The organism is Bacillus sp. TE8-1 (assembly GCF_008368855.1).
Taxonomy (GTDB): Bacteria; Bacillota; Bacilli; order Bacillales; family Bacillaceae_G; genus Bacillus_A; species Bacillus_A cereus.
On the sequence record NZ_QPET01000021.1, the window covers coordinates 111,558 to 135,264 of the forward strand.

A 23,707-nucleotide genomic window follows, 5' to 3' on the forward strand; every position below is an offset into this window, starting at 1 on the left:
TAAGAGAGACGTATTAAAGGAGTGAACAGTATGAAGAAAAAACCTTCAGCACTAATGAGACGTTTAAAATATTTTTCACCAATAGATCGTTATAACGATAATCATACACAAGAAACATATGAAGATCGCGAATGGGAAAATGTGTACAGAAAGCGTTGGCAGCATGATAAAGTAATTCGTTCTACACACGGCGTGAACTGTACTGGTTCATGTAGCTGGAATATATATGTGAAAGATGGAATTGTAACTTGGGAAGGGCAGGAGCTTAACTATCCGACTACAGGTCCTGATATGCCAGATTTTGAACCGCGAGGATGCCCACGTGGAGCAAGTTTTTCTTGGTACATTTATAGTCCACTTCGTGTGAAATACCCGTATGTACGTGGTGTTCTTTGGAATATGTGGCAAGAAGAATTGCAAAATAACGAGTCACCATTAGAGGCTTGGAAAAGCATTGTGGAAAACCGTGAAAAGGCACGTACGTATAAGCAGGCGCGTGGTAAAGGGGGATTCATTCGTGCGAATTGGGATGAAGTGTTACAACTCGTTTCAGCTTCATTACTGTACACAGTAATGAAATACGGTCCAGACCGAAATGTTGGCTTTTCACCAATTCCAGCTATGTCGATGCTAAGTCATGCTGCAGGCAGCCGCTTTATGCAACTTATGGGTGGACCAATGCTTAGTTTCTATGATTGGTACGCAGATTTACCACCAGCTTCTCCGCAAATTTGGGGCGATCAAACAGATGTACCAGAAAGTAGTGACTGGTATAACTCTGGTTACATTATGACATGGGGTTCAAATGTACCGATGACGAGAACACCAGATGCTCACTTTTTAGCAGAGGTTCGATATAAAGGAACGAAAGTCGTTTCTGTCAGTCCTGACTTCGCTGAATCTACAAAGTTTGCGGATGATTGGATTAGTGTGAAACAAGGTACAGATGGTGCACTTGCGATGGCAATGGGGCATGTGATTTTACAAGAGTTTTACGTAGATAATCAAGTGGAATATTTCACAAAGTATGCGAAGCAATATACTGATTTTCCTTTCTTTGTCACATTGAAACAAAAAGGAGATCAATTCGTTGCTGATCGTTTCTTAAACGCTGCTGATATTGGACGCGAAACGAAGTTAGGAGAATGGAAACCTGTTCTTTGGAACGAGAACACGAATGATTTTGCAACACCTCATGGCACAATGGGCTCACGTTGGGATAACGAAAAGAAATGGAACTTGCGTTTAGAAGATGAAGAAACAGGTGAAAAGATTGATCCACGTCTTTCTTTACTTGGAATGGAAGAATCGATTGGAACTGTACAAATTCCGTACTTCTCTGATGATGGAAACAAAGTATTAGAACGTACAATTCCAGTGAAAAAGGTTATGACAGAAGAAGGCGAAGTGTTCGTTACAACTGTATACGACTTAACGTTAGCAAATTACGGTGTGAACCGAGGGCTTGGCGGACAAGAGCCGAAAGACTTCAATGATGACGTTCCGTTTACACCTGCATGGCAAGAGAAAATGACAGGAGTAAAACGTGAGCTTATTATTCAAATCGCTCGTGAGTTCGCACAAAATGCTGTTGATACGAACGGTCGCTCAATGATTATTGTCGGAGCTGGTATTAACCATTGGTTTAACTCTGATACGATTTATCGCGCCGTTTTAAATCTTGTACTTCTCGTTGGGGCACAAGGTGTAAACGGCGGTGGCTGGGCGCATTACGTTGGGCAAGAAAAATTACGACCAGCAGAAGGATGGCAAACAATCGCGATGGCAAAAGATTGGCAAGGGCCACCAAAATTACAAAATGGTACATCTTTCTTCTATTTCGTAACAGATCAATGGCGCTATGAAGATACACCAGTTGGACATTTAGCATCACCAGTGGAAGGAAACTCTCGTTATCAACATCACGGTGATTACAATGTATTAGCAGCACGACTCGGCTGGTTACCTTCTTATCCTACATTTGAGAAAAATGGAATTGAACTATATAAAGAAGCTGTTGCTGCTGGTGCAACAACACAAGAAGAAATCGGAAAATACGTTGCACAAAAACTAAAAGAAAAAGAACTGAAATTTGCAATTGAAGATCCAGATAACAAAAATAACTTCCCGCGCAACTTATTCGTATGGCGTGCGAACTTAATTTCAAGTTCCGGTAAAGGGCACGAATATTTCTTAAAACATTTACTAGGTACAACAAACGGATTAATGAATGACGATAGTGATTCATTACGACCAGAAGAAATTAAGTGGCATGAAGAAGCGCCAGAAGGGAAGCTTGATTTACTCATTAATTTAGATTTCCGTATGGCTGGAACAGCACTGTATTCTGATATTGTATTACCAGCTTCAACTTGGTACGAAAAACATGATTTAAGTAGTACAGATATGCATCCATTTGTGCATCCTTTTAATCCAGCAATCGGTTCACCGTGGGAAGCACGCTCTGACTGGGATATTTTCACTTCACTTTCTAAAGCTGTGTCAGATTTAGCGAAGAAAATTGATCTTGAACCAATGAAAGAAGTTGTTGCAACACCACTTCTTCATGATACACCGCAAGAATTAGCGCAACCACTTGGCAAGATTAAAGATTGGAGTAAAGGTGAATGTGAACCAATCCCGGGTAAAACGATGCCACAAATTCATGTTGTTGAAAGGGATTATAAAACGATTTATGACAAAATGACAGCACTTGGACCAAATGCCGGAAAACAACCGATTGGTACGAAAGGGATCTCTTGGTCAGCTGAAAAAGAGTATGAGCAATTAAAGAGCAAATTAGGAGTTGTTCGAACGGATACTATTGCGAAAGGTTGCCCAGACATAAAAGAAGCAATCAATGCTGCTGAAGCGGTATTAACGCTTTCTTCTACAACAAACGGTCATATGGCAGTAAAAGCATGGGAAGCACTTGAAAAACAAACAGATCTAAAATTACGTGATTTAGCAGAAGAACGTGAAGAAGAATGCTTTACATTCGAACAAATTACAGCACAACCGAAAACAGTAATTACTTCTCCGGCCTTTACAGGTTCAGAAAAAGGTGGACGACGTTACTCACCGTTTACAACAAATGTGGAACGTCTTATTCCTTGGAGAACGATAACTGGTCGACAATCTTTCTACTTAGACCATGACATGATGAAAGAATTTGGTGAAACGATGGCAACATTTAAACCAATTCTGCAACATAAACCGTTCCGTAAGTCACGCCCTGAAGTAGAAGGGAAAGAGATTACACTAAACTATTTAACACCGCATAATAAGTGGTCGATTCATAGTATGTATTTCGATTCATTACCGATGTTAACGCTGTTTAGAGGTGGTCCAACTGTTTGGATGAATAAAGAGGACGCTGCAGAAGCTGGCGTTGCTGATAATGATTGGATCGAGTGCTTTAACCGTAACGGTGTTGTCGTAGCGCGTGCTGTTGTAACGCACCGTATACCGAGGGGAATGGCATTTATGCACCATGCGCAAGATCGCCACATTAACGTGCCTGGTACGAAATTAACAAGCACCCGTGGGGGAACGCATAATAGTCCAACCCGTATCCATGTTAAACCAACACATATGATTGGTGGATATGGCCAATTAAGCTATGGATTTAACTATTATGGTCCGACTGGGAACCAGCGTGATTTAAATGTTGTAATCCGTAAACTGAAGGAGGTAGATTGGCTTGAAGATTAAAGCGCAAGTCGGAATGGTAATGAACCTAGATAAATGCATCGGCTGTCATACTTGTAGCGTAACGTGCAAAAACACCTGGACAAATCGTCCAGGTGCGGAATATATGTACTTCAATAACGTAGAAACGAAGCCCGGAATTGGTTATCCGAAACAATGGGAAGATCAGGAGAAATATAAAGGCGGCTGGGAATTGAAAAATGGTGAAATTCAGCTGAAATCTGGTTCGAAAATGAAACGTCTTATGAACATTTTCCACAATCCAGATCAACCAACAATTGATGATTACTTTGAACCTTGGAATTATGATTATGAAACATTAACAAATAGCCCGCAGCGTAAGCATCAACCAGTTGCTCGTCCGAAATCAGCAATTACAGGCGAATTTATCGACAAAATTGAATGGGGTCCGAACTGGGAAGATGATTTAGCTGGTGGACATATAACAGGATTACAAGATCCGAACGTAAAGAAAATGGAAGAAGAAATTAAAACAGATTTTGAAAACGTCTTTATGATGTATTTACCACGCATATGTGAACATTGTATGAATCCGTCTTGCGTATCATCTTGTCCATCTGGTGCAATGTATAAACGTGAAGAAGACGGCATTGTTCTTGTAGATCAAAATGCATGTCGTGCTTGGAGGTTCTGCGTATCATCTTGTCCATATAAAAAAGTGTATTTTAACTGGCAAACGAATAAAGCTGAAAAATGTACAATGTGTTTCCCACGTATTGAGGCTGGTATGCCAACAATTTGTTCAGAAACATGTGTGGGACGTATCAGGTATATTGGGGTAATGCTATATGACGCTGATAAAGTAAAAGAAGCAGCTTCTGTTGAAGACGAAAAAGATTTATATGAATCTCAGCTTACTGTTTTCCTAGATCCAAATGATCCAGAAATAGCAGCTGAAGCGAAAAAACAAGGCATTCCTGAAGAATGGATTAAAGCAGCACAACAGTCACCGATCTATAAAATGATTATCGATTGGAAAATTGCTCTGCCTCTTCATCCAGAGTATCGTACAATGCCGATGGTTTGGTATATTCCGCCGCTTAGCCCAATTATGAATATGGTGGAAGGGAAAGGCAGTAACTGGCAAGCAGAAGAGATTTTCCCTGCTATCGATAATATGCGTATTCCAATTCAATATTTAGCGAATTTACTCACTGCAGGAGATGAATCACACATTCGTCTTACATTGAAGAAAATGGCTGTTATGCGAACGCATATGAGAGCGCTGCAAATTAATAAAGAGCCAAATGAAGCTGTATTAAAAGAACTTGGTTTAACAAAACAGGATGTAGAAGATATGTATCGTCTTCTTGCTATTGCGAAATATAAAGATCGTTTTGTTATCCCGACGTCTCACCGAGAACAAGTTGCAGATTTATATAGTGAACAAGGAAGCTGTGGTTTATCATTCGCAGGTGGCCCAGGCTCTTGTATGACAATTTCTTAAATAAAGGGGGCAGCAAATTATGAAACAAAGTTTACGAACTGTTTTTTCTTGTTCTTCATTCCTTCTCTCCTACCCGGAACTCGGGTGGAGGGAAGCTTTAACTGAATTACTAGAAGAGATGGAAGCGATTGAACAGGACGATGTTAAAGCTTCACTTACAACATTTATAAAACAAGCGCTACATAAAACGAACGATCAACTTATTGATGGTTACGTATATACATTTGATTTTGGTAAAAAGACGAATATGTATTTAACGTATATGAACACTGGTGAACAAAGAGAAAGAGGGATTGAATTACTAGAGTTAAAGCAACATTATAAAAAATCGGGTTTTGAAGTAACAGATAAAGAACTACCTGATTATTTACCGCTATTACTCGAGTTTTTTGCAAATGCAAATGAGCAAGACAGTGAACCAATTATGAGTAAATACAAGGAGAATATACAAGCATTACACGTTCAGTTAAAAGAAGCAGGTAGTATGTATGAACCAATTCTTGCGGCTGTTCTACTCGCTATCGAAGCATGGGATGTACAGACAAATTAGAAAGGAGAGTTGTTAAAATGATGAATCAATTTCTATGGGTATTGTTTCCATATATCATTTTTGCAATCTTTATCGGTGGACATATTTTTAGATACAACTATGATCAATTTGGCTGGACATCAAAATCTAGTGAACTATTAGAAAAGAAAATGCTCCGAATCGGAAGTCTATTATTCCACTTTGGGATTATGTTCGTAATTGGCGGTCATGTTATGGGGATATTAATTCCAGAAGCTGTATACCGTTCGATAGGTATTTCTGAGCATACGTATCACATAATGGCAATTAGTTTCGGGCTTCCGGCAGGTGTTGCTTCTATCATCGGTTTAATTATATTAACGTACCGCCGCGTAACTGTAAAACGTATCATTGCAACGAGCACAAAGGGAGATTATATTGCGCTTATTTTATTACTTATCGTAATGTTAGCAGGACTTTCTTCAACATTTTTAAATATCGATTCAAAAGGATTTGATTATCGTACAACAATTGGCCCTTGGTTCCGAAGTCTCTTTATTTTCCAACCGAAAGTTGAATATATGACGGAAGTACCAGTATGGTTTAAAATTCATATTCTTGCAGGGATGGGTTTATTCGCAATGTGGCCATTTACAAGACTAGTACATGTATTTAGTGCCCCAATTAAATATGTAAGCCGTAGTTATGTAATTTACAGAAGACGTATTCCTAATGAGTTGAAAAAATAATACTGCTGTAAACGGATAGGAGTTAGCAGCTAAAACGAAACGAGGTCTCATATGGCAGGCCTCGTTTTTGTTTACATAGGAAATAATCGTTAATAAGTAGTTTAAATTGAAAAAAGATTAGCATCTAAATAAGATGCTAATCAATGCTACAAACAGAAGCAGAGCAATCTTCACAAGCAATTTCACATTTTAAAAATTGTAAATCGTGGATTGTAATCTTTCCTTTATGAATCGAAATTGTACCTTGCTTTTTTAATTCATTTAACATTCGATTTACACTTTCACGTGAAGTTGCACAGAAATTAGCAAGTTCTTGATTTGTTAATGGTAAATCGATGAGAATCCCATTTTCTTTTAATACACCGTAACTATTTGTCATTCGTATAAGAGTAGAGTACAGGGCACCTTTTTTGCCGTGTAATACTAAATCTCGGAACTTCGTTTGCATTCTTCTTAAATGTTCACTAATCCATTTCATAAATTCAAATACAAGTGCTGGTTTTTGGAGTAATGCTTTTTCTAACGCTTCACGCTTTATAACTCCTACTTCAACATCTTCAAGGCATTTTGAATTTAATAAGTATTTCGCATTGTCCGTGAATAATGTTAGTTCTCCAATAATGTCATATTCCGAACAAATTCGAAGTGTCAATTCTTGTCCGTCAGCACTTAATTTACTAATTTGTACTTTTCCTGAGTGGATGATATAGAGCTCTGTTGCCTCCATACCTTCTTGAAAAATAAAACTACCTTTTTTAATTTGCATTTTATATTCAACAGATGCAAGTAATTCTTTTAAATCTTGAGATAATGTCATACTGTTTGCCACAGTGATCACCTTTCTTCTTATAAGCAATACATTTCCTATTTTGAGTGTAAGTATGATGAAAATGCAAGAGCTATTTTAAAAATAAATTGAAATTTCAATGACCGTAAGGGGAAGAAATCTTCAGTTTTTAGTTTGAAAAATTCAATAGACAAAGTGGATGAGATTAAAGATGTGAACAAAATTCGAACGGATTTGTGAAGAATTTTTGAATGGGGAAAGTAATGTGAGAAAAGTCACATTGAATATGTAGCTTCTTTTTTATAATGAAGGCAAATAAAAAAATTGAAAGCTTACTAAGGATTGCAGCAGAAAAGAAGGGATATAGATGCATGAGAACATGAAAGATTCTTTAGAACGGCCACTTCAAGATTTACGTATTTCAGTTATTGATCGTTGTAATTTTAGGTGTACATACTGTATGCCTGCTGAAGTGTTCGGACCTGATTACGCTTTTTTAAAGGAAGAGCTTTTATTAACGTTCGATGAAATAGAAAGATTAGCGAGATTATTTATAAGTATGGGAATCAATAAAATTAGGCTTACTGGCGGTGAACCTTTATTGCGTAAAGACTTACCGACGTTAATTGCAAGACTTGCAAAGCTAGAAGGCTTAAAAGATATTGGGCTCACAACAAACGGAATTCATTTAGCAAAACAAGCTAAGGTGCTAAAAGGCGCAGGATTAAAGCGAGTAAATATTAGTTTAGATGCAATAGAGGATCATGTCTTCCAAAAAATTAATGGAAGAAATGTAAGCACAAAACCTGTATTGAAAGGAATTGAAGCAGCGAAGGCTGCTGGATTAGAAGTAAAGGTAAATATGGTCGTAAAAAAAGAAATGAATGATAGTCAAATTCTTCATATGGCTCGTTATTTTAAAGAACAAGAAATTCAGCTCCGTTTTATAGAGTTTATGGATGTGGGCAGTACAAACGGCTGGAACTTTGAACAAGTTATTACGAAGGAACAATTAATAGAGAAGATTAATCGTGTATATCCGATTGAGCCTGTTAAACCTCGTTACTTTGGAGAGGTTGCGAAAATGTATCGATATGTAGGGAGCGATGCAGAAGTTGGATTTATTACTTCTGTTTCTGAGTCATTTTGTTCTTCTTGTACGAGAGCCCGTATTTCGGCAGACGGTAAGTTTTTTACATGTTTATTTGGAACAAAAGGAACGGATTTGCGAACGCTTCTTCGAGAAAATATTTCTGACGCCTCACTATTAAAAATTTTACAACATACATGGCGATATAGAACAGATCGATATTCAGATGAAAGAACAGTTGAAAGTACAAGTAAACGTCCAAAAGTTGAAATGTCTTACATTGGTGGATAGTGAAAGGCGGAGTTCTTATGCAAGAGCGTTATGCAAGGCAAGTGTTGTTTTCTAGAATTGGTAAAATGGGACAAAGGAAAATAAGAAAGAAACATGTGCTCCTAATCGGTGCGGGTGCACTAGGAGCTGCGAATGCGGAAGCACTCGTTAGGATGGGAATTGGGAAATTGACAATTGCTGATCGTGACTATGTTGAATGGAGTAATTTACAGCGGCAACAGTTATATACAGAAGAAGATGCACAGCAGTGTAAACCAAAAGCAATTGCAGCGGCACAACATGTAAGAAAGATTAATTCTGATGTGGAAATTGTACCAGTTGTAACGGACGTCACAATGCAAGAAATGGAAGAGTTAACGAAAGAAGTGGATCTCATATTGGATGCGACTGACAACTTTGATACGCGTCTACTTATAAATGACATTTCACAAAAAGAAAATATACCTTGGATATATGGTGGATGCATTGGAAGTTACGGTGTAACGTACACAATTCTTCCAGGAAAAACACCATGTTTTCGCTGCTTAATGGATCATCCTATGGGCGGTGCAACATGTGATACAGCGGGAATTATTCAGCCAACTGTACAAATGGTCGTTGCTCACCAAGTGACAGAAGCAATGAAAATATTGGTGGATGATTTCGAGGCGCTAAGAGGAACAATGTTATCATTTGATATTTGGAACAATCAAGTTCTCTCATTAAAAGTAAATAAACAGAAAAAAAGTACATGTCCATCTTGCGGAAATACACGTACGTATCCAAGTTTAACATTTGAAGCGCAGATGAAAACGGAAGTATTATGCGGACGGAATACAGTCCAAATCCGTCCAGGAATAAAGAGAGTTCTAAATTTAAACGAAATCAAAAAAGGATTACAAAAAATTGTACATGTCCAAAAAACGCCGTACTTACTAGCATTTCTAATTGATGAATATCGTTTCGTTTTATTTACAGACGGTAGGGCATTTATTCATGGGACAAATGATGTGAAAATAGCAAAACGATTGTACGCAAAATATATAGGCTGAATAGAAAGTGAGTTTCACTTTCCAAAAACGAGGTGAAAAAGAATGGTATTAAAACGTATACCAATTCCAGTAGCAGAAGCAGTTGCTCGTGTAATGAAATATGCCTACCAAGGTGAAATGGAAAAGGTTTCTCTTATAGAAAGCTACGGTAGAACACTTGGAGAAGATGTTATTGCAGATCATGATGTTCCGCATTTTGATCGCTCTCCGTACGACGGGTTTGCGATTCGAGCGGAAGATACGAAAGAAGCGAGTAATAGTAACCCCATTCAGTTTGAAGTGATTGGTGAAATTGGAGCAGGATTTGTTTTTACAGAAGAAGTGAAAGCATTTCAAGCTGTCCGTATTATGACAGGAGCCGCAATTCCGAGAGGGTGTAATGCGGTTGTTATGTTAGAACTAACGGCAGGATTTGAAAAAAACGAAAAGACTTATATGACATTAAAACGATCTTTCTCTTCTGGTGATAACATTTCTTTTAAAGGTGAAGATGTAAAACAAAATAGCATTCTTGTGAAAAAAGGGACTGTTATTAATCCTGGAGTAGCAGCGCTTCTTGCTACGTTTGGTTATAGTTTCGTACATGTTATAAAACAACCAGTGATTGGAATTGTAACGACGGGTAGCGAACTGCTTGAAGTACATGAAAAATTAAAGCCAGGGAAGATTCGAAATAGTAACTCCTATATGGTAGCTGTTCAAATTGAACGAGCAGGGGGGATTGTACAGTATTATGGGCAATTCGCTGACGATTTTGAGACGTGTTATAACACTGTAAAAAAGGCGATAAAAGAAGTAGATATATTAATTACAACTGGTGGTGTTTCAGTAGGAGACTATGACTATTTACCTGCCATCTATGAGAGATTACGAGCTAATGTACTTTTTGACAAAATAGCGATGCGACCAGGAAGTGTGACAACTGTAGCTGAGGTAGAAGGAAAATTACTATTTGGTTTATCTGGTAATCCTTCTGCTTGTTATGTCGGTTGTGAATTATATGTTAGACCAGTGATTGGAAAATACTTGCATAGGGAAGATTCGCACATATATCGTGCAGAGGCAATTTTACAAAAAGACTTTCCGAAAGCAAACCCATTTACTCGTTTTGTAAGAGGGCGAGTAGAAATTATAGATGGTCAATTACAAGTTACACCAGTTGGTTTAGATAAATCTAGCGCAATTTCTTCACTTGCAGAAGCGAATGCATTTATCGTTTTACCAGGGGGAACGAGAGGATTTGAAGCTGGAATTACTGTTTCGGTACTGTTATTAGAATCAAACAACGGAAGTGAGTGGCCGTGGGAAGAACCGCTTCGATCATACAAGTAATAGAAAAAGGGATTGCTAACTTATATAAGGATCAGAGGTGCAAGATGACATATACGTATTATGAAGTAATTGATACACCTATTTCAATTGAGGAAGTTACAAACAAAGTAATTCGTCGTGAGTGTGGCGCAGTTACTACTTTCGTTGGTACTGTTAGAGAATTTACAAAAGGGCGTCGTACACTTTGTTTAGAGTATGTAGCTTATAAGACAATGGCGGAGAAACAGCTTGAGAGAATTAGCATTGAAGTAGGAGAGAAGTGGCCGGGGACATATGTCGCTATTACACATCGCATTGGTACATTACAAATTTCTGATCTTGCTGTCGTTGTCGCTGTGTCTACACCACATCGGAAAGCGGCCTATGAGGCGAATGAATATATTATGGAGCGCATAAAACAAATTGTTCCTATTTGGAAAAAAGAGTTTTGGGAAGATGGAGAGTGGTGGATAGGTGATCAGTTAGAGAAAACAGCATATGGTAATGGCGAGCCTGGAAAGGAGATGAGAATATGATTGAAGTACTATTATTTGCACATTTGCAAGAAGGAGCAAGTAAGCCGGCTTTGCATATAGACTATGAAAATATTACAGTTGCGGAATTAAAGGAAGTCCTCACTAAGAAATACAACATAGCAATTTCAAACGAGATTATGGTCGCGATAAATGAAGAATACGCAAATGAGGATGACATCATCCAAATTGGTGATGTCGTAGCAATGATTCCGCCAGTAAGTGGTGGTTGATTCTTTTCAGCCTAATGATGTTAGGACGTGATTGGGCTGGAGAGAATGAATTTAACTATGCATACATAGGAGGGAACAGGATGAAAAGTCCTAATTTTCAATTAAGTTTACAAACTTCTAATCTAATTATCGGTTTTATGGTATGGGTCATTTTATCATCATTAATGCCTTATATTAAAGCGGATATTCCATTAACTGCGGGACAAATTTCTATGGTCACAGCAGTACCTGTTATTTTAGGCTCTATTCTTCGCATTCCAATTGGTTATTGGACAAATCGTTTCGGAGCAAGAAAATTATTCTATATTAGTTTTATTCTATTATTATTTCCTGTTTTTTATATTAGTGTTGCCAATTCTATGATGGATTTAATTATTGGTGGATTATTTGTAGGAATCGGTGGTGCTGTATTCTCTGTAGGAGTAACTTCTTTACCAAAATACTTTCCGAAAGAGAGTCACGGTTTTGTAAATGGTATTTACGGTGTCGGTAACGCCGGAACAGCAATTACTTCGTTTTTAGCACCTGTCATTGCAACTTCAGTTGGCTGGAGAACGACAGTACAATGTTATTTAGTTTTACTTGCAGTGTTTGCACTTATGAACTTTTTATTAGGTGATCGTAAAGAGAAAAAAGTGAATACACCACTAATGGAACAAATAAAAGGTGTATATAAAAATGAGAAACTTTGGTTTTTATGTATCTTTTACTTTTTAACTTTCGGATCATTTGTCGCATTTACCGTATACTTACCAAACTTTTTAGTATCTCATTTCGGATTAGAGAAAGTAGATGCAGGTATGCGGACAGCCGGATTCATCGTACTCGCAACAATTATGCGTCCGATTGGTGGTTGGCTCGGTGATAAGTTTAATCCATTTAAAATATTAATCTTCGTATTTATCGGTTTAACACTATCAGGTATTATTTTATCATTTATGCCTAGTATGAACGTGTATACATTTGGTTGCTTACTAGTAGCATTTTGTGCAGGGATTGGTAATGGTACAATCTTCAAACTCGTTCCAATGTATTTCTCAGAACAAGCTGGTATTGTAAATGGTCTCGTATCAGCTTTAGGTGGACTAGGAGGATTCTTCCCACCGCTAATTTTAACATTACTATTCCAATTAACAGGTCATTATGCAATTGGATTTATGGCACTATCAGAAGTCGCACTTGCTTGTTTAATCATTACAGTATGGATGTATAGCCAAGAGAAATTGTTAGTGATGTTAAAGAATCATTAATAAGGAAAAAGAACCATCCCAAAGTATATTGGGATGGTTCTTTTAGTAATAGGCTTCAACATGTTTTTATTGATATCTCAATAAACGCTTGTTTTCTATAAGAATGTGCTTTTAAAATGAAAAACAGAAGGCTTATGGAATTTTATTTTAAAATATAGAAGTCAAAAGTTATTCAATTAAAGGGCAGATTAGTGAAGGAAATCTTAAATATATTCTAAAGATCGAACTCATTTTTAGAATGCAAATATTTAATTGGATCGGGGTGTTTAGATGAAAAAGTTATATAAGTCCACTCAAGATAAACAAGTATCAGGTGTGTTAGGTGGCTTAAGCGACAAGTATGGGATTGATGTAAGTATTCTTCGCATAGTAACTGCAGTATCAGATTTTTTTAGGGCAAAATTTTTTGGTAAGGCTAACGGATATTGTGAAAAAAGTACTACACTAAAGAATACAGTTCAGTTCGATAAGATAAAATTATGAATTTGTATAAATAATCCATAATTTTCTTTATGAGTTATATTTGATATGTTAAAGAAAAGAGAGGGGAGGGAAATGAAATAAGAATTTTTGATGAGCATTTTCATATTATCGATTTCAGTTTTCTGATTATTGAGACTAAGGGTGTTTTCCGATGAATGAAATGTGTCCACATTTAGTAAAGCGTTTAATCCAACTAAAATATATTTAGAATGAGGTTTTAAATGTTTGTATTTATTATATTAGACGTAATATTACCGATATTAATATTGATGCTAATTGGTGCAATCTTACAAAGAAAGTTCCAATTTAACTTAAAGCAGCTATCTACACTTATTACTTATTGCTTAATGCCAGCGGCTGTATTTGTGAATATATATGATATTCGTATAGAAACAGGTTTTTTGCTCCAGATAATATACTATTTAATGCTTTATAGTCTGAGTCTGATCATAGTAAGTCATTTCATTTCAAAAATATTGAAGTTAGAAAAAGGAGAAAGTGCAGCTCTAAAAAATAGCATTTCGTTAATGAATTCCGGTAATTATGGGTTACCAGTAAGTCAATTGATTTTCAGTCACAATCCAGTGGGGGTTTCCATTCAAATTTTTATTGTTATTTTCCAGAATCTTTTAACTTATTCATATGGGATATATAACTTACTATCAGCAACAAAAACAATCGGAGGTATTATTCGATCATTTCTAAGACTGCCTGTATTTCATGCGCTCGTATTAGGGGTTCTCTTTCAATCTTTTAAAATTCAAATACCTAATTCTATCTTGCTACCTCTTAATCAGCTTGCGAATGGTTTTGTTGCAATAGCACTCATATTGCTAGGGGCACAATTATCTAACATTAAACTTAATTTTTTCCATCGAGTCATAACATGGGCTTTAATTGGAAGGTTACTGATGGGACCATTATTAGCACTTGCCGTAATATACATACTAAACATCGATGGTATTGTTGCACAATCATTATTTATTGCAAGTTCTTTTCCTACTTCAAGAAATACATCAACCATTGCTATGGAATATCAAATAGAGCCTGAATTACATGCACAAATCGTTTTATTTTCAACACTTTTCAGCATTATTACAGTAACTGTCGTTATTTATTTGTCATATATTTTGTTTTGAATATACGTGCAAAAACGAATAGATTTGAGGCGGTAAATGATGGACGGAAACCCCATCGATATGAGAAGAAAACAGTCTATGATATATGGGGGGCGTTTACAATTGTACCGTGTCTGATAATCAAGTGGCTTAATTCAAAAAAAGGAAACTCGTTACGGGTTATTTCGTATGAAAATCTTTAAAGCATCTACATATAGACTTGCGAAAAAAGACAAAATTCCGTTTATAATTGACGTTACATGAGCTTAGTTTGATAGCGGTGGGGTGGGAGCGTCAAGTAAGAATTTTTTCTTTATTGATTTTATGCGGTTTTTCCGCAAAATTGTAACTAAGGGGGATTCCAAGTTGAGTAAACAGAATATCAGCACAACAGTTTCAGGAGATATAATTGTTACCCATCTAGTTGGCAATATAAAAACAGATGATGTGTATGAATGGTTTAATGGTTTTGAGCAGGTTTGTCAACAATTCATTTCTGAAGGGCGGAAATACAAATTGTTGGTGGATAGAAAAGGATACACGCCAAATCATTTTTCTGTTCAAAAAGTATGGAAAGAGAAGTTCTTCAATGAAATCATTTTGAATAACAATAAGGCAATTGCATTTCTCCTTGAAGAGGGGGAGATAATGGATTATTTACAACAATCTAATACGAAAGAATCTGTGAGATTTTTTGATGATTATGAACAAGCGCTAATTTGGTTGAATGAATATCCAATATAAAACCTGTATTGAAGCCGTTGCTCTCAAGCAACGGCTTTTTTGTCCGTAATTGTTGCCGTTATTTTTCTTCACAGATTCTTGTCCAATTGTTTGTCTGATCCTAAAAAACGAAACTAAAGCAAAAAGAACAAACGTCTCTAAAAAACGTTTGTTCACAGTTAATTCCTATTTTAGCTAAGTGATAGATTCCATTTTATGAGTACGAGAAATTCTTTTTATAAGTTTAGGAAGGACAGAAGTTAATTCCTGTTTCATACGCTTCGTAAACGATGGGTCCTTACCTGAAGTCGAAATAGTGACAACATATTCATCATTTCGAATGACACCAGGTGTGTGAAACGATGATGCTGTACCATCACTTACAACGTTAACCCACTGGAAATCATGAGCGGCCTGTTTGACCATCATATTTACAGCATGTTGATTTGTAGCTGCATAAATTAGATGAGCATCTTTAATATCATCATTACTAAAAGTTTTTTGTTTCCAAGTAATATAAGAAAGTTCCTTCATTTCCTCGCAAATTTCTGGGCTGACAACAGTGACGAAAGCGCCTGTATCTTTTAATCCAGACGCTTTTCGATATGCAATTTTACCTCCACCAATGATAATGACAACTTTATTTTGTAGATTAAACATAAGAGGGTACATGTTATACATATATGCATTCCTCCATTCGTTCTAATAATGTTAGTTTCATATATGTATCAAACTGAAGACAGTTACAAGTCGTGACGTGATTATATTTTTTTGTATGCAATTTAATTTTTTGAAGTAATAATCCGGTAAAGAGAAGGTACGGCATGACATATACATGGGACGCAGTCGATGTTATAGCCTTGAGCTCAGCAGCGAAAGAGGGAGTTCCTTTCGTTAAAAAGGAACAGGATACTGGCATACCAAGTTTTCGTTCGACAGCTGCTCCGATTTGTTGTAATTCATGTATCGGTTGTGGATCACTACTGCCTCGCCCTACGAGTAAAATACTACTATTTTGCATTGGCATAGCTTCACGTATTCTTTTCACTACAAGTTCCACCATATGTGGATGTGTACTAAAAGGAGGTACAACTGAAAATGTTATTTGTGGATATTTCTTTTGTAGTTGTTCTATTTCAAAAGGAATATCACGTTTATAGTGAGCTGCTGCAAATAATAAAACAGGTACAATCATTATTTCAGTTACTCCCTCTATTATCGTTTCTGTAACTGCATCCGAAATAGTAGGTGTCGTTAGTTCTAGAAAAGCTATTTTTTGAATTCTTTCGTTTCGCTCTTTCATAACAGATTGAATAAATTGAATGAATTGTTCATTACCTTCTTGTAGCCGGCTCCCATGTCCAACATATACAATTCCTTTCATTGTCTCACCATGTCTTTCTTCATAAGAGTTTCTTGTAATTGATGATCTACGTTATGAAACCCAACTTTATTTGCATAGTGTAAAGTTGGAACGTCGGTATACGAGAATGGGAGAGTAAGAATATTGATAAAGCCAAGGCGTTTTATTTCTGCTAGAAACGTATCAATAGAAGCACGACCTTCAAATACAATGCTATCCCATGAGAATTCAGAAAGAATACGTGAATGAATTTCATCGAAGCGATGATCAATTGTGTACTCATGAGTCATCATATAGGAACCAGCACCAATTTTTTCTTGAATAACAGCAATTCGGTTAATGTTTCGTCCTAAATAAATCGTTGAATTCGAAGAAAATTGCGCAGGTTTACTGAACAATCCATATTGCATGAGCTTTTCTTGAATAGAAAGGTTCATATACTGAAGTTCTGCCTGTAAGGAACGAATATCTTTATGATATTTACTGCATGATTGCATTAAGATGTCTACACTGTCAGCGGAACAAAATACAAGACGATCAACGTTAAAAATCTTATTGATTTGTTCAGAGGTTAATGTGTATTCTTTCTTTTTGAAAGTTGGAATTTGATATATTTCTGCACCGGACTCTTGTAACTTTTGCTTTATTGCGTTTTTTTTATTTGTTGCAGCTGCAAATAAAACTTTCTTGCCGTGCAATGGTTTACGTTCTTTCCAAGAGATTTGATTCCGCAAAGTAACAACATCACCAACAATTGTCATAGAAGGATTAGAAATATTTTCGTTTTTGACAATAGAAACAATGGTAGACAGTGTCCCTGTGACAACGCGCTGTTTACCAGTTGTACCCCATTCAATGACTGCTACTGGCGTATCTTCTTTTTTTCCTGCTTGTAGTAAGTTTTTACAAATTATAGGTAAGTTTTTTATACCCATGTAGTAGGCAATCGTGTCGCTATTGTGAGATGAATTATATTTTCCATGATCGGTTAAGGGACCTTTTGCATGTCCGGTTAATAAAGTGACACTATTACTGTAGTCACGGTGAGTGAGGGGAATACCTGCATAGCTACTAGCGGCGATGCTAGATGTAATGCCTGGTACAATTTCATATGGAATATTTGCTGCTGCTAAAGTTTCTGCTTCTTCACCAACACGGCCAAAAATAGATGGATCTCCGCCTTTTAATCGGACAACAATTTTGCCCTCTTTCGCAAATTGAAGAAGGTGTGCGTTAATTATTTCTTGACGCATAATATGATTCTTTGGCATTTTTCCGCAATACATAAGTTCACATGTTTGTTTTGTATAGCTAAGAAAGAAAGGGTTTAGTAAACGGTCATATAAAACAATATCTGCACGTTTTAAACACTCTATCGCTTTTTTTGTAATAAGCCCTTCATCACCTGGTCCTGCACCAACTAAATATACATATCCGTTCATAATTGCACCTCATCAATTTTTATTTAAAAGGAAGCCAGAGGAGGCTTCCTTTCGAAAATTACATGTATAAATAAATGTCACCGTCAATAACTTCTACTTCGTATGTTTGAATACAGCCGTCATCAGGTTTTTGAACTTCACCTGTTAGTAGTGAGATTTTCCAATCATGCAGTGGACAAAAGGCGAATTCTCCAGACACAATCCCTTCTGCTAACGGTCCGTTTTTATGAGGACAACGATTTTCTACAGCTCGAATATCGCCATTTGAAAGGCGGAATAGGGCGATAGACATACCTTTCATTTGCACTTCTTTACCGATTTGAATAGCAAGATCTTCCGCACGCATAACTTTTATTTTTTCTTTCGTTTGTATCATTTAGATCACAGCTCCTTATTTCACAGTTTCTACTTCATACATCGCTTTTAATGATTTCGTTTCTAGTGCTTGTCCCCATGCTTCCGTATATGTTCTACGAGCTGTTTGGAAACGTTCATTTAACGTAGTAACCATACTTGCATCTTGTAGTATTTCTTTTATATGATCGAAGCCTAAACGTTCTGTCCAGTAGGCGGTACGCTCTCCGTAAATACCAGTTTCACGATAATATTGCATGTAAGCTGCAGCGATGCGAAGGACATCATCTTCAGTAGGGACAATCATTACAAAATCAGCTTCACGTACTTCTGTACCACCATTTCCGCCAATATAAAGTTGATATCCATTTTCGACACAAACAACGCCAAAATCTTTCGTCAGTACTTCCGCACAGTTACGCGGACAACCGGTTACACCCATTTTCATTTTATGAGGTGTATCTACCATTTCTAATGATTGTTCAAGCAACATACCAAGTCCTAATGAATCTTTCGTACCGAAACGGCAAAAACGAGAGCCAACACATGATTTTACATTACGAAGAGACTTTGAATACGCATATCCAGAAGTCATATTTAAGTCAGCCCATACGTTAGGTAAATCTTGTTTCTTGACACCGTATAAGCCAATTCGGCTTGCACCGGTAATTTTCACAAGTGGAACATCATACTTCTTCGCAACTTCAGCAATTTTCATTAAATCATCAGCTGTTGTAACGCCTCCGTACATACGTGGAATAACAGAGAATGTACCATCGTGCTGGATGTTACCATTCATTCTTTCATTAACGAAACGGGACGATTTATCATCTTCATATTCTTCTGGAATCGCCATACGTAAATAGTAGTTTAAAGCAGGGCGGCATTTCGAACAGCCGTCTTCATGTGCAAAACCAAGAACATTTCGTACTTCTTTTGGAGATTTTAAGCCTTTCTCGTGAATGGCCGCTACGACTTCATCACGGGATAAAGGTGTACATCCACACATACCGGCAGATTGCGCTGAGGCATCAAAAGCATCTCCAAGTGTATGAGATAAAACTTGTTCCACAAGTGGACGACATTTACCACAAGAACCTGCGGCTTTCGTACAGCCTTTAACTTCTTCAAAAGTCGTTAACTCTTGTTCTAAAATGGCGTGAACGATTGTTCCTTTCGTAACACCATTACATCCGCAAATTGTGTCATTCGCACTCATAGTAGCAACGTCAAGTTCACATTCTTCACCAGCTTTGTGAAGAAGAGAAGCGGCTGTATATTCTTGTATATCTTCTTCTTTCTTTAACATGCTAAAGAGGCGTGTACCGTCAGCTGTATCACCGTATAAAACGATACCGACGACTTTATTATCACGAATTAATACTTTTTTATAGGAACGTTTACATTCATTAAAGATGGATATTGCTTTCGTTTGATCATCTTCATAAATTTGGCCAGCAGAGAATAAATCACAACCAGCAACTTTTAATTGTGTACCGACGATACTGCCCGAATATCCATCAGTTTGTAAATTTGTTATATGTTTTGCTAATATCGCACCTTGTTCATAAAGAGGAGCAACAAGTCCATATGCGATACCGTCATGCTCTGCACATTCTCCAACTGCATAAATGGACTCATCATTTGTTAGCATATAGTCATTGACTACAATACCGCGATTTACAATTAGACCAGCATCTTTTGCTATTTGCGTATTTGGGCGTATTCCGACAGCCATTACGATTAAATCACAATCTACAACTTCACCGTCTTGAAATTGAATGCCCTCAACATGGTCTGTACCAAGAATTTTTACAGTTTTCTTTTCCATTAGAAATTTCATGCCTTGTGCTTCTAAATCTTCACGCAGAAGAGCAGCTGCTTTCGTATCTAGTTGTTGCTCCATTAAGCTAGGCATTAAATGAACAACATGTACGTCCATTCCTAAATCAATTAGACCTCGTGCTGCTTCTAAACCGAGTAAACCGCCACCAATAACAACGGCCTTTTTCTTTTCTTTAGCGGTATCTATCATAAATTGTGTATCTTCAATAGTTCGAAATCCTGTTACACCAGAAAGTGCGGAACCTTCAACAGGTAAAATAAAAGCACTAGAACCTGTTGCGATAATGAGCTTGTCGTATGTAAGAGTACGCTTCTTTTCTGTAATAATAATTTTTTCTTCTCGGTTAATACTTTGAACTCTTTCATTCGTATACAAAGTTATTTCGTTTTCTTCATACCAACTGTATTCATTCATAATGATATCTTGCATATTTGTTTTGCCTTGTAAAACATGAGAGAGCATAATACGGTTGTAGTTTGGATGCGGTTCATCTCCAAAAATAGTAATCTCATATGAATCACTATCATGTTTTAAGATTTCTTCCATACAGCGAATGCCAGCCATACCATTTCCGATCATAACTAAACGTTTTTTCATTTTCGTTTCCCCTTTTTATGTGAAATGTTGAACAAAGGATTATATTTTTATTATAGAAAATCAAATAAGGGGGAGATGTGATATTTATCACATTTTTATAATGATTCACAAATTGTTAAAATTCGGATTTATTCGAGAGGGATGTGTATAGTCTTTACCAAATGAAAGAGCAGGACATAAGTATGTATACTCATGTCCTGCTCTTTATTTATGCTCTCGTAATGGCACGTGGAAATAAAATATTATTTTCTAAATGAATGTGCTCAAATAAATCAGACTCTAGCGCTTCAAGACGTTGGTAAACAAGTCGATAAGTACCGCAAGCACCTTCTGGAGGAGTAAAGTCATTTGTCACTTTACGAAGTTCTTTTATAATATTTCCAGCATGATTGTGCTCATTTTCTAGTTCATTTACTACTTTACGTAACTTAGCATAGTTTTCATTAGTTGGATTTTGTTCAAATTCTAAAATTAATGGAAAATCTTCCATTTCTTCTTTAATTAAATGCTGTTCTAATTCCATTTTAAGTTCATGAAATAGCTTATGAATTTGAGCTAAATGAGGCTGACTTGCCCCATGAACACGTAATACTTTTGTCACATATGGACTTAACTGTGGTAATTCTTCATTTAAGTAGCGGTGATGCTTATTTATAACATAATCAATCAATTCACGATAAGAAGCATTTTTCCAATCAATTTTCGATTCATTTAATCGTTTCGTATTATGATAAAGCGTATTTAACTCTGTAAGCACTTCAGTAGCTGATAAATTTCTTTCATGAATTGCATCAATAAGTGGCTTATTACCGCCACAACAAAAATCTATTCTATATGATTTAAAAAGATCACTAGCTTTCGGAAATTGTGTAACAATCTCACCAACAATTGAAGTTTCAGTAAATGTATGTTCCATATGAATGCCTCCATAAAGTTTTAATGTAATATCTGAATTAAAAATAGCGATAAATGAAAAATAATGTGGTGATTGAAATCACTTATAATGTGTCAATTTTGAGGATAATAAGATGAGTTTTATAAAAGGAAGAGGGGGAGGGGGAATTCGTCATAATAGTTTCTGATAATAAAAAAGAAGCTTACTAGAAGCTTCTTTTTTACTACTATTTTTCACATGCAACTCCATCGCCATCACGATCAAGATGTGAGTCATAACCTGGTTGTCCTTTATATAGAGGAGCTTTCCCGGCAGCTCTAACTGCGGCACAATTTTTGTAATATGCACTACTAGTATTTCCTGAAGCAGGTTGTGTTTGAGCTTGCTGTGCTTTTTGCTCTTCTTGTTGTTTACGAGCTTGTTCATCAGCCTGACGTTTTTGCTCTTCTTGTTGTTTACGAGCTTGTTCATCAGCCTGACGTTTTTGTTCTTCTTGTTGTTTACGAGCTTGTTCATCAGCCTGACGTTTTTCATCCTCTTGCTTACGAGCTTGTTCTTCGGCTAGACGCTTCTCATCTTCTTGCTTTTGAGTTTTTTCGTCCGCCTCTTTCTTTTCTAGCTCTTTTTTCTGTTCGCTATCTTTTGGCTCTTCATTATTAGAGGCAACTTTTGTACTAGTTGCTGTTGTTTTTTCAGAAGAAGGATCTGAAATACCTGATAGCGCAACAAAAATGACAAATAATACGGCTGTAATAATAAATTGTTTTTTCGCTACACCTGTTTTCTTAATAACAGATAAGATTGCTAGAACAAGGAAGAATATAAATAGAATGAAACTTAAAGTAGAAAAAAACTCGACGACGGGGTGTTCCGATTTTGTTGTACCGGCCGTTATTAATATAATAGAAATCATAAAAAGAATAACGGTAGGACGTCCATATTGTTTTGCTTTTCCATTTTTCTTAAAGAATGAAATGATACATAAGATTAAAAGAATAAAAGCAATAAAAAATAAAGCTGCACCAATATTACTTAAAATCGACATTTTCATACCTCCATTTGTAAGATTCTTCTTATTGATTATATAGGAATTTATTGGATATTACACGTTTTGTATAAATTTAGAAAATTAATATTTTTAATGGACTTATAAACATTTATTTTATATATAAGGAAAAATGGATGTATTTCCTATTACTTTTTGAAAGAGATTTCATAAATTATAGTATATCGATTGAAAGGAGGAGATTTGAATGGAATTTCAATTGTTGGTAACTTGTATATTACAAGAAGGTAATGCTTACTTTTTAGTAACGAAGGTAGATGATGTTATTACGTTAAAAGTACCGATTACTGCGGGAGTAGCAGGTTTATTTTTAGCTTTAGGTGTACCAAGATGTTCTTAATTTAAATCTCTATAGTAGAAGGGGAAGGGACATGCCTTCCTTTTCTACTATTACATAATATAATTATGTAAACTCAAATATCATATTTGTGATAGCACGTTTGAAATGGACATGCATATACTATAATGTTTCATTGGATGTTAGCGGTGAAAGGTAGTTTTAATAAGTGCATCCAGTGATGTTGTTAAGCTATGAAAATAAAAGAGGTGCTATTATATATGAAAAGAAAAACATTGGATATTCCAGTTACATTGCGAAGAGAGTGGTTTTTAATAGAGTTAGCTCATTTAACGAAAAAATATGGAATTGAAATTGCAACTAGCAAAATGGATGCTGCACCGTTTTTAAGAGATCAAGTTACGGAGTCAAAGATAGGGGAAGGGCTACAATATGATAAATATGATGATGAATATATAATTGAAAATTAAAGGGTAACAACAAAATTAAATTAATTTATAACAAAGTATAAAATAAAGCAGATTCTAAATATAGAATCTGCTTTATTATGAAATACTTGT

General features: G+C 36.2%; 23 protein-coding genes. 15 read left to right on the forward strand and 8 right to left on the reverse strand.

The genetic code is table 11. From position 1 onward, the window contains the following. Positions 1-30 precede the first annotated feature (30 nt). Genes DN404_RS19565 through narI form a run of 4 tightly spaced genes read left to right on the forward strand, consistent with a single transcriptional unit; the run spans position 31 to position 6,436 of the window. Positions 31-3,714, forward strand: a complete 3,684-nt coding sequence (locus DN404_RS19565; protein ID WP_149215362.1) for a nitrate reductase subunit alpha — start codon at positions 31-33, stop codon at positions 3,712-3,714. After that, on the forward strand, positions 3,704-5,179 hold the full coding sequence (gene narH / locus DN404_RS19570) for a nitrate reductase subunit beta (RefSeq protein WP_098906422.1): 1,476 nt from the start codon (positions 3,704-3,706) through the stop codon (positions 5,177-5,179). The genes DN404_RS19565 and narH overlap by 11 nt, the downstream gene beginning before the upstream one ends. Before the next feature lie 19 nt (positions 5,180-5,198). Then, complete coding sequence (gene narJ / locus DN404_RS19575; RefSeq protein WP_149215363.1) at positions 5,199-5,729, forward strand: nitrate reductase molybdenum cofactor assembly chaperone; 531 nt, start codon at positions 5,199-5,201, stop codon at positions 5,727-5,729. Between the two features lie 17 nt (positions 5,730-5,746). Next, positions 5,747-6,436, forward strand: coding sequence for a respiratory nitrate reductase subunit gamma (narI, locus tag DN404_RS19580; RefSeq protein ID WP_149215364.1), 690 nt, complete (start codon positions 5,747-5,749; stop codon positions 6,434-6,436). Between the two features lie 136 nt (positions 6,437-6,572). On the opposite strand, the gene DN404_RS19585 is transcribed toward narI, so the two are convergent. Then, complete coding sequence (locus DN404_RS19585) at positions 6,573-7,265, reverse strand: Crp/Fnr family transcriptional regulator (protein ID WP_000013866.1); 693 nt, start codon at positions 7,263-7,265, stop codon at positions 6,573-6,575. Between the two features lie 325 nt (positions 7,266-7,590). Here DN404_RS19585 and moaA point away from each other — a divergent pair, with 325 nt between their 5' ends. From moaA to DN404_RS19635, 9 genes are all read left to right on the forward strand, one after another. Next, the gene (gene moaA, locus DN404_RS19590) at positions 7,591-8,604 is read left to right on the forward strand and encodes a GTP 3',8-cyclase MoaA (protein ID WP_086389022.1); all 1,014 of its coding nucleotides are present in this window, start codon (positions 7,591-7,593) and stop codon (positions 8,602-8,604) included. Positions 8,605-8,621: 17 nt separating this feature from the next. Next, positions 8,622-9,635, forward strand: a complete 1,014-nt coding sequence (locus DN404_RS19595; RefSeq protein ID WP_149215365.1) for a molybdopterin-synthase adenylyltransferase MoeB — start codon at positions 8,622-8,624, stop codon at positions 9,633-9,635. A 42-nt stretch (positions 9,636-9,677) separates the two neighbouring features. Beyond that, positions 9,678-10,967 carry a molybdopterin molybdotransferase MoeA gene (locus DN404_RS19600; protein ID WP_061113426.1) on the forward strand — a complete coding sequence of 430 codons (1,290 nt, stop codon included), beginning with the start codon at positions 9,678-9,680 and terminating at the stop codon, positions 10,965-10,967. Positions 10,968-11,011: 44 nt separating this feature from the next. Then, the gene (locus DN404_RS19605; RefSeq protein ID WP_049107462.1) at positions 11,012-11,482 is read left to right on the forward strand and encodes a molybdenum cofactor biosynthesis protein MoaE; all 471 of its coding nucleotides are present in this window, start codon (positions 11,012-11,014) and stop codon (positions 11,480-11,482) included. After that, the gene (gene moaD, locus DN404_RS19610) at positions 11,479-11,712 is read left to right on the forward strand and encodes a molybdopterin converting factor subunit 1 (protein WP_000573692.1); all 234 of its coding nucleotides are present in this window, start codon (positions 11,479-11,481) and stop codon (positions 11,710-11,712) included. Before DN404_RS19605 ends, moaD begins: the two co-directional genes overlap by 4 nt. An 80-nt stretch (positions 11,713-11,792) precedes the next feature. Then, the gene (gene narK / locus DN404_RS19615; protein WP_025709748.1) at positions 11,793-12,962 is read left to right on the forward strand and encodes a nitrate transporter NarK; all 1,170 of its coding nucleotides are present in this window, start codon (positions 11,793-11,795) and stop codon (positions 12,960-12,962) included. Positions 12,963-13,232: 270 nt separating this feature from the next. Then, a complete protein-coding gene (locus tag DN404_RS19620; RefSeq protein ID WP_061684623.1) occupies positions 13,233-13,445 on the forward strand; it encodes a PspC domain-containing protein in 213 nt (70 codons plus the stop codon). 221 nt (positions 13,446-13,666) lie between these two features. Then, positions 13,667-14,584: an AEC family transporter gene (locus tag DN404_RS19630; protein WP_000497494.1), complete on the forward strand. Its 918-nt coding sequence runs from the start codon at positions 13,667-13,669 to the stop codon at positions 14,582-14,584. Between the two features lie 303 nt (positions 14,585-14,887). Next, positions 14,888-15,307, forward strand: coding sequence for an STAS/SEC14 domain-containing protein (locus DN404_RS19635; protein ID WP_080353262.1), 420 nt, complete (start codon positions 14,888-14,890; stop codon positions 15,305-15,307). Positions 15,308-15,481: 174 nt separating this feature from the next. Here DN404_RS19635 and DN404_RS19640 read toward each other — a convergent pair whose 3' ends face one another. From DN404_RS19640 to DN404_RS19670, 7 genes are all read right to left on the reverse strand, one after another. Continuing rightward, the gene (locus DN404_RS19640) at positions 15,482-15,967 is read right to left on the reverse strand and encodes a precorrin-2 dehydrogenase (RefSeq protein ID WP_000282586.1); all 486 of its coding nucleotides are present in this window, start codon (positions 15,965-15,967) and stop codon (positions 15,482-15,484) included. Next, a complete protein-coding gene (locus DN404_RS19645; protein ID WP_000676473.1) occupies positions 15,960-16,670 on the reverse strand; it encodes a sirohydrochlorin chelatase in 711 nt (236 codons plus the stop codon). The genes DN404_RS19640 and DN404_RS19645 overlap by 8 nt, the downstream gene beginning before the upstream one ends. Then, positions 16,667-18,091, reverse strand: a complete 1,425-nt coding sequence (locus tag DN404_RS19650; RefSeq protein ID WP_044307183.1) for a uroporphyrin-III C-methyltransferase — start codon at positions 18,089-18,091, stop codon at positions 16,667-16,669. The genes DN404_RS19645 and DN404_RS19650 overlap by 4 nt, the downstream gene beginning before the upstream one ends. 58 nt (positions 18,092-18,149) lie before the next feature. After that, complete coding sequence (nirD, locus tag DN404_RS19655; RefSeq protein ID WP_149215366.1) at positions 18,150-18,467, reverse strand: nitrite reductase small subunit NirD; 318 nt, start codon at positions 18,465-18,467, stop codon at positions 18,150-18,152. A gap of 15 nt (positions 18,468-18,482) precedes the next feature. Beyond that, positions 18,483-20,888, reverse strand: a complete 2,406-nt coding sequence (nirB, locus tag DN404_RS19660; protein ID WP_044307184.1) for an NADPH-nitrite reductase large subunit — start codon at positions 20,886-20,888, stop codon at positions 18,483-18,485. A gap of 208 nt (positions 20,889-21,096) precedes the next feature. Further along, on the reverse strand, positions 21,097-21,804 hold the full coding sequence (ric, locus tag DN404_RS19665) for an iron-sulfur cluster repair di-iron protein (protein WP_044307185.1): 708 nt from the start codon (positions 21,802-21,804) through the stop codon (positions 21,097-21,099). Positions 21,805-22,009: 205 nt separating this feature from the next. Then, a complete protein-coding gene (locus DN404_RS19670) occupies positions 22,010-22,828 on the reverse strand; it encodes an excalibur calcium-binding domain-containing protein (RefSeq protein ID WP_102956879.1) in 819 nt (272 codons plus the stop codon). A gap of 208 nt (positions 22,829-23,036) precedes the next feature. On the opposite strand from DN404_RS19670, the gene exsG reads away from it, so the two are divergent. Continuing rightward, positions 23,037-23,189, forward strand: a complete 153-nt coding sequence (exsG, locus tag DN404_RS19675) for an exosporium protein ExsG (protein ID WP_000395679.1) — start codon at positions 23,037-23,039, stop codon at positions 23,187-23,189. A 218-nt stretch (positions 23,190-23,407) separates the two neighbouring features. Next, entirely contained in the window at positions 23,408-23,617 is a 210-nt protein-coding gene (locus DN404_RS19680; RefSeq protein ID WP_000824206.1) for a hypothetical protein, read from the forward strand. The last annotated feature ends 90 nt before the right edge of the window (positions 23,618-23,707 follow it).

Excerpts from the sequence above, each read along its gene's own strand:
- DN404_RS19565 (WP_149215362.1), top strand. The coding sequence starts at position 31 with ATGAAGAAAAAACCTTCAGCACTAATGAGACGTTTAAAATATTTTTCA.
- narJ (WP_149215363.1), top strand. The coding sequence starts at position 5,199 with ATGAAACAAAGTTTACGAACTGTTTTTTCTTGTTCTTCATTCCTTCTC.
- narI (WP_149215364.1), top strand. The coding sequence starts at position 5,747 with ATGATGAATCAATTTCTATGGGTATTGTTTCCATATATCATTTTTGCA.
- moaA (WP_086389022.1), top strand. The coding sequence starts at position 7,591 with ATGCATGAGAACATGAAAGATTCTTTAGAACGGCCACTTCAAGATTTA.
- DN404_RS19595 (WP_149215365.1), top strand. The coding sequence starts at position 8,622 with ATGCAAGAGCGTTATGCAAGGCAAGTGTTGTTTTCTAGAATTGGTAAA.
- DN404_RS19600 (WP_061113426.1), top strand. The coding sequence starts at position 9,678 with ATGGTATTAAAACGTATACCAATTCCAGTAGCAGAAGCAGTTGCTCGT.
- DN404_RS19605 (WP_049107462.1), top strand. The coding sequence starts at position 11,012 with ATGACATATACGTATTATGAAGTAATTGATACACCTATTTCAATTGAG.
- moaD (WP_000573692.1), top strand. The coding sequence starts at position 11,479 with ATGATTGAAGTACTATTATTTGCACATTTGCAAGAAGGAGCAAGTAAG.
- narK (WP_025709748.1), top strand. The coding sequence starts at position 11,793 with ATGAAAAGTCCTAATTTTCAATTAAGTTTACAAACTTCTAATCTAATT.
- DN404_RS19620 (WP_061684623.1), top strand. The coding sequence starts at position 13,233 with ATGAAAAAGTTATATAAGTCCACTCAAGATAAACAAGTATCAGGTGTG.
- DN404_RS19630 (WP_000497494.1), top strand. The coding sequence starts at position 13,667 with ATGTTTGTATTTATTATATTAGACGTAATATTACCGATATTAATATTG.
- DN404_RS19635 (WP_080353262.1), top strand. The coding sequence starts at position 14,888 with ATGCGGTTTTTCCGCAAAATTGTAACTAAGGGGGATTCCAAGTTGAGT.
- DN404_RS19640 (WP_000282586.1), bottom strand. The coding sequence starts at position 15,967 with ATGTATAACATGTACCCTCTTATGTTTAATCTACAAAATAAAGTTGTC.
- DN404_RS19645 (WP_000676473.1), bottom strand. The coding sequence starts at position 16,670 with ATGAAAGGAATTGTATATGTTGGACATGGGAGCCGGCTACAAGAAGGT.
- DN404_RS19650 (WP_044307183.1), bottom strand. The coding sequence starts at position 18,091 with ATGAACGGATATGTATATTTAGTTGGTGCAGGACCAGGTGATGAAGGG.
- nirD (WP_149215366.1), bottom strand. The coding sequence starts at position 18,467 with ATGATACAAACGAAAGAAAAAATAAAAGTTATGCGTGCGGAAGATCTT.
- nirB (WP_044307184.1), bottom strand. The coding sequence starts at position 20,888 with ATGAAAAAACGTTTAGTTATGATCGGAAATGGTATGGCTGGCATTCGC.
- ric (WP_044307185.1), bottom strand. The coding sequence starts at position 21,804 with ATGGAACATACATTTACTGAAACTTCAATTGTTGGTGAGATTGTTACA.
- DN404_RS19670 (WP_102956879.1), bottom strand. The coding sequence starts at position 22,828 with ATGTCGATTTTAAGTAATATTGGTGCAGCTTTATTTTTTATTGCTTTT.
- exsG (WP_000395679.1), top strand. The coding sequence starts at position 23,037 with ATGGAATTTCAATTGTTGGTAACTTGTATATTACAAGAAGGTAATGCT.
- DN404_RS19680 (WP_000824206.1), top strand. The coding sequence starts at position 23,408 with ATGAAAAGAAAAACATTGGATATTCCAGTTACATTGCGAAGAGAGTGG.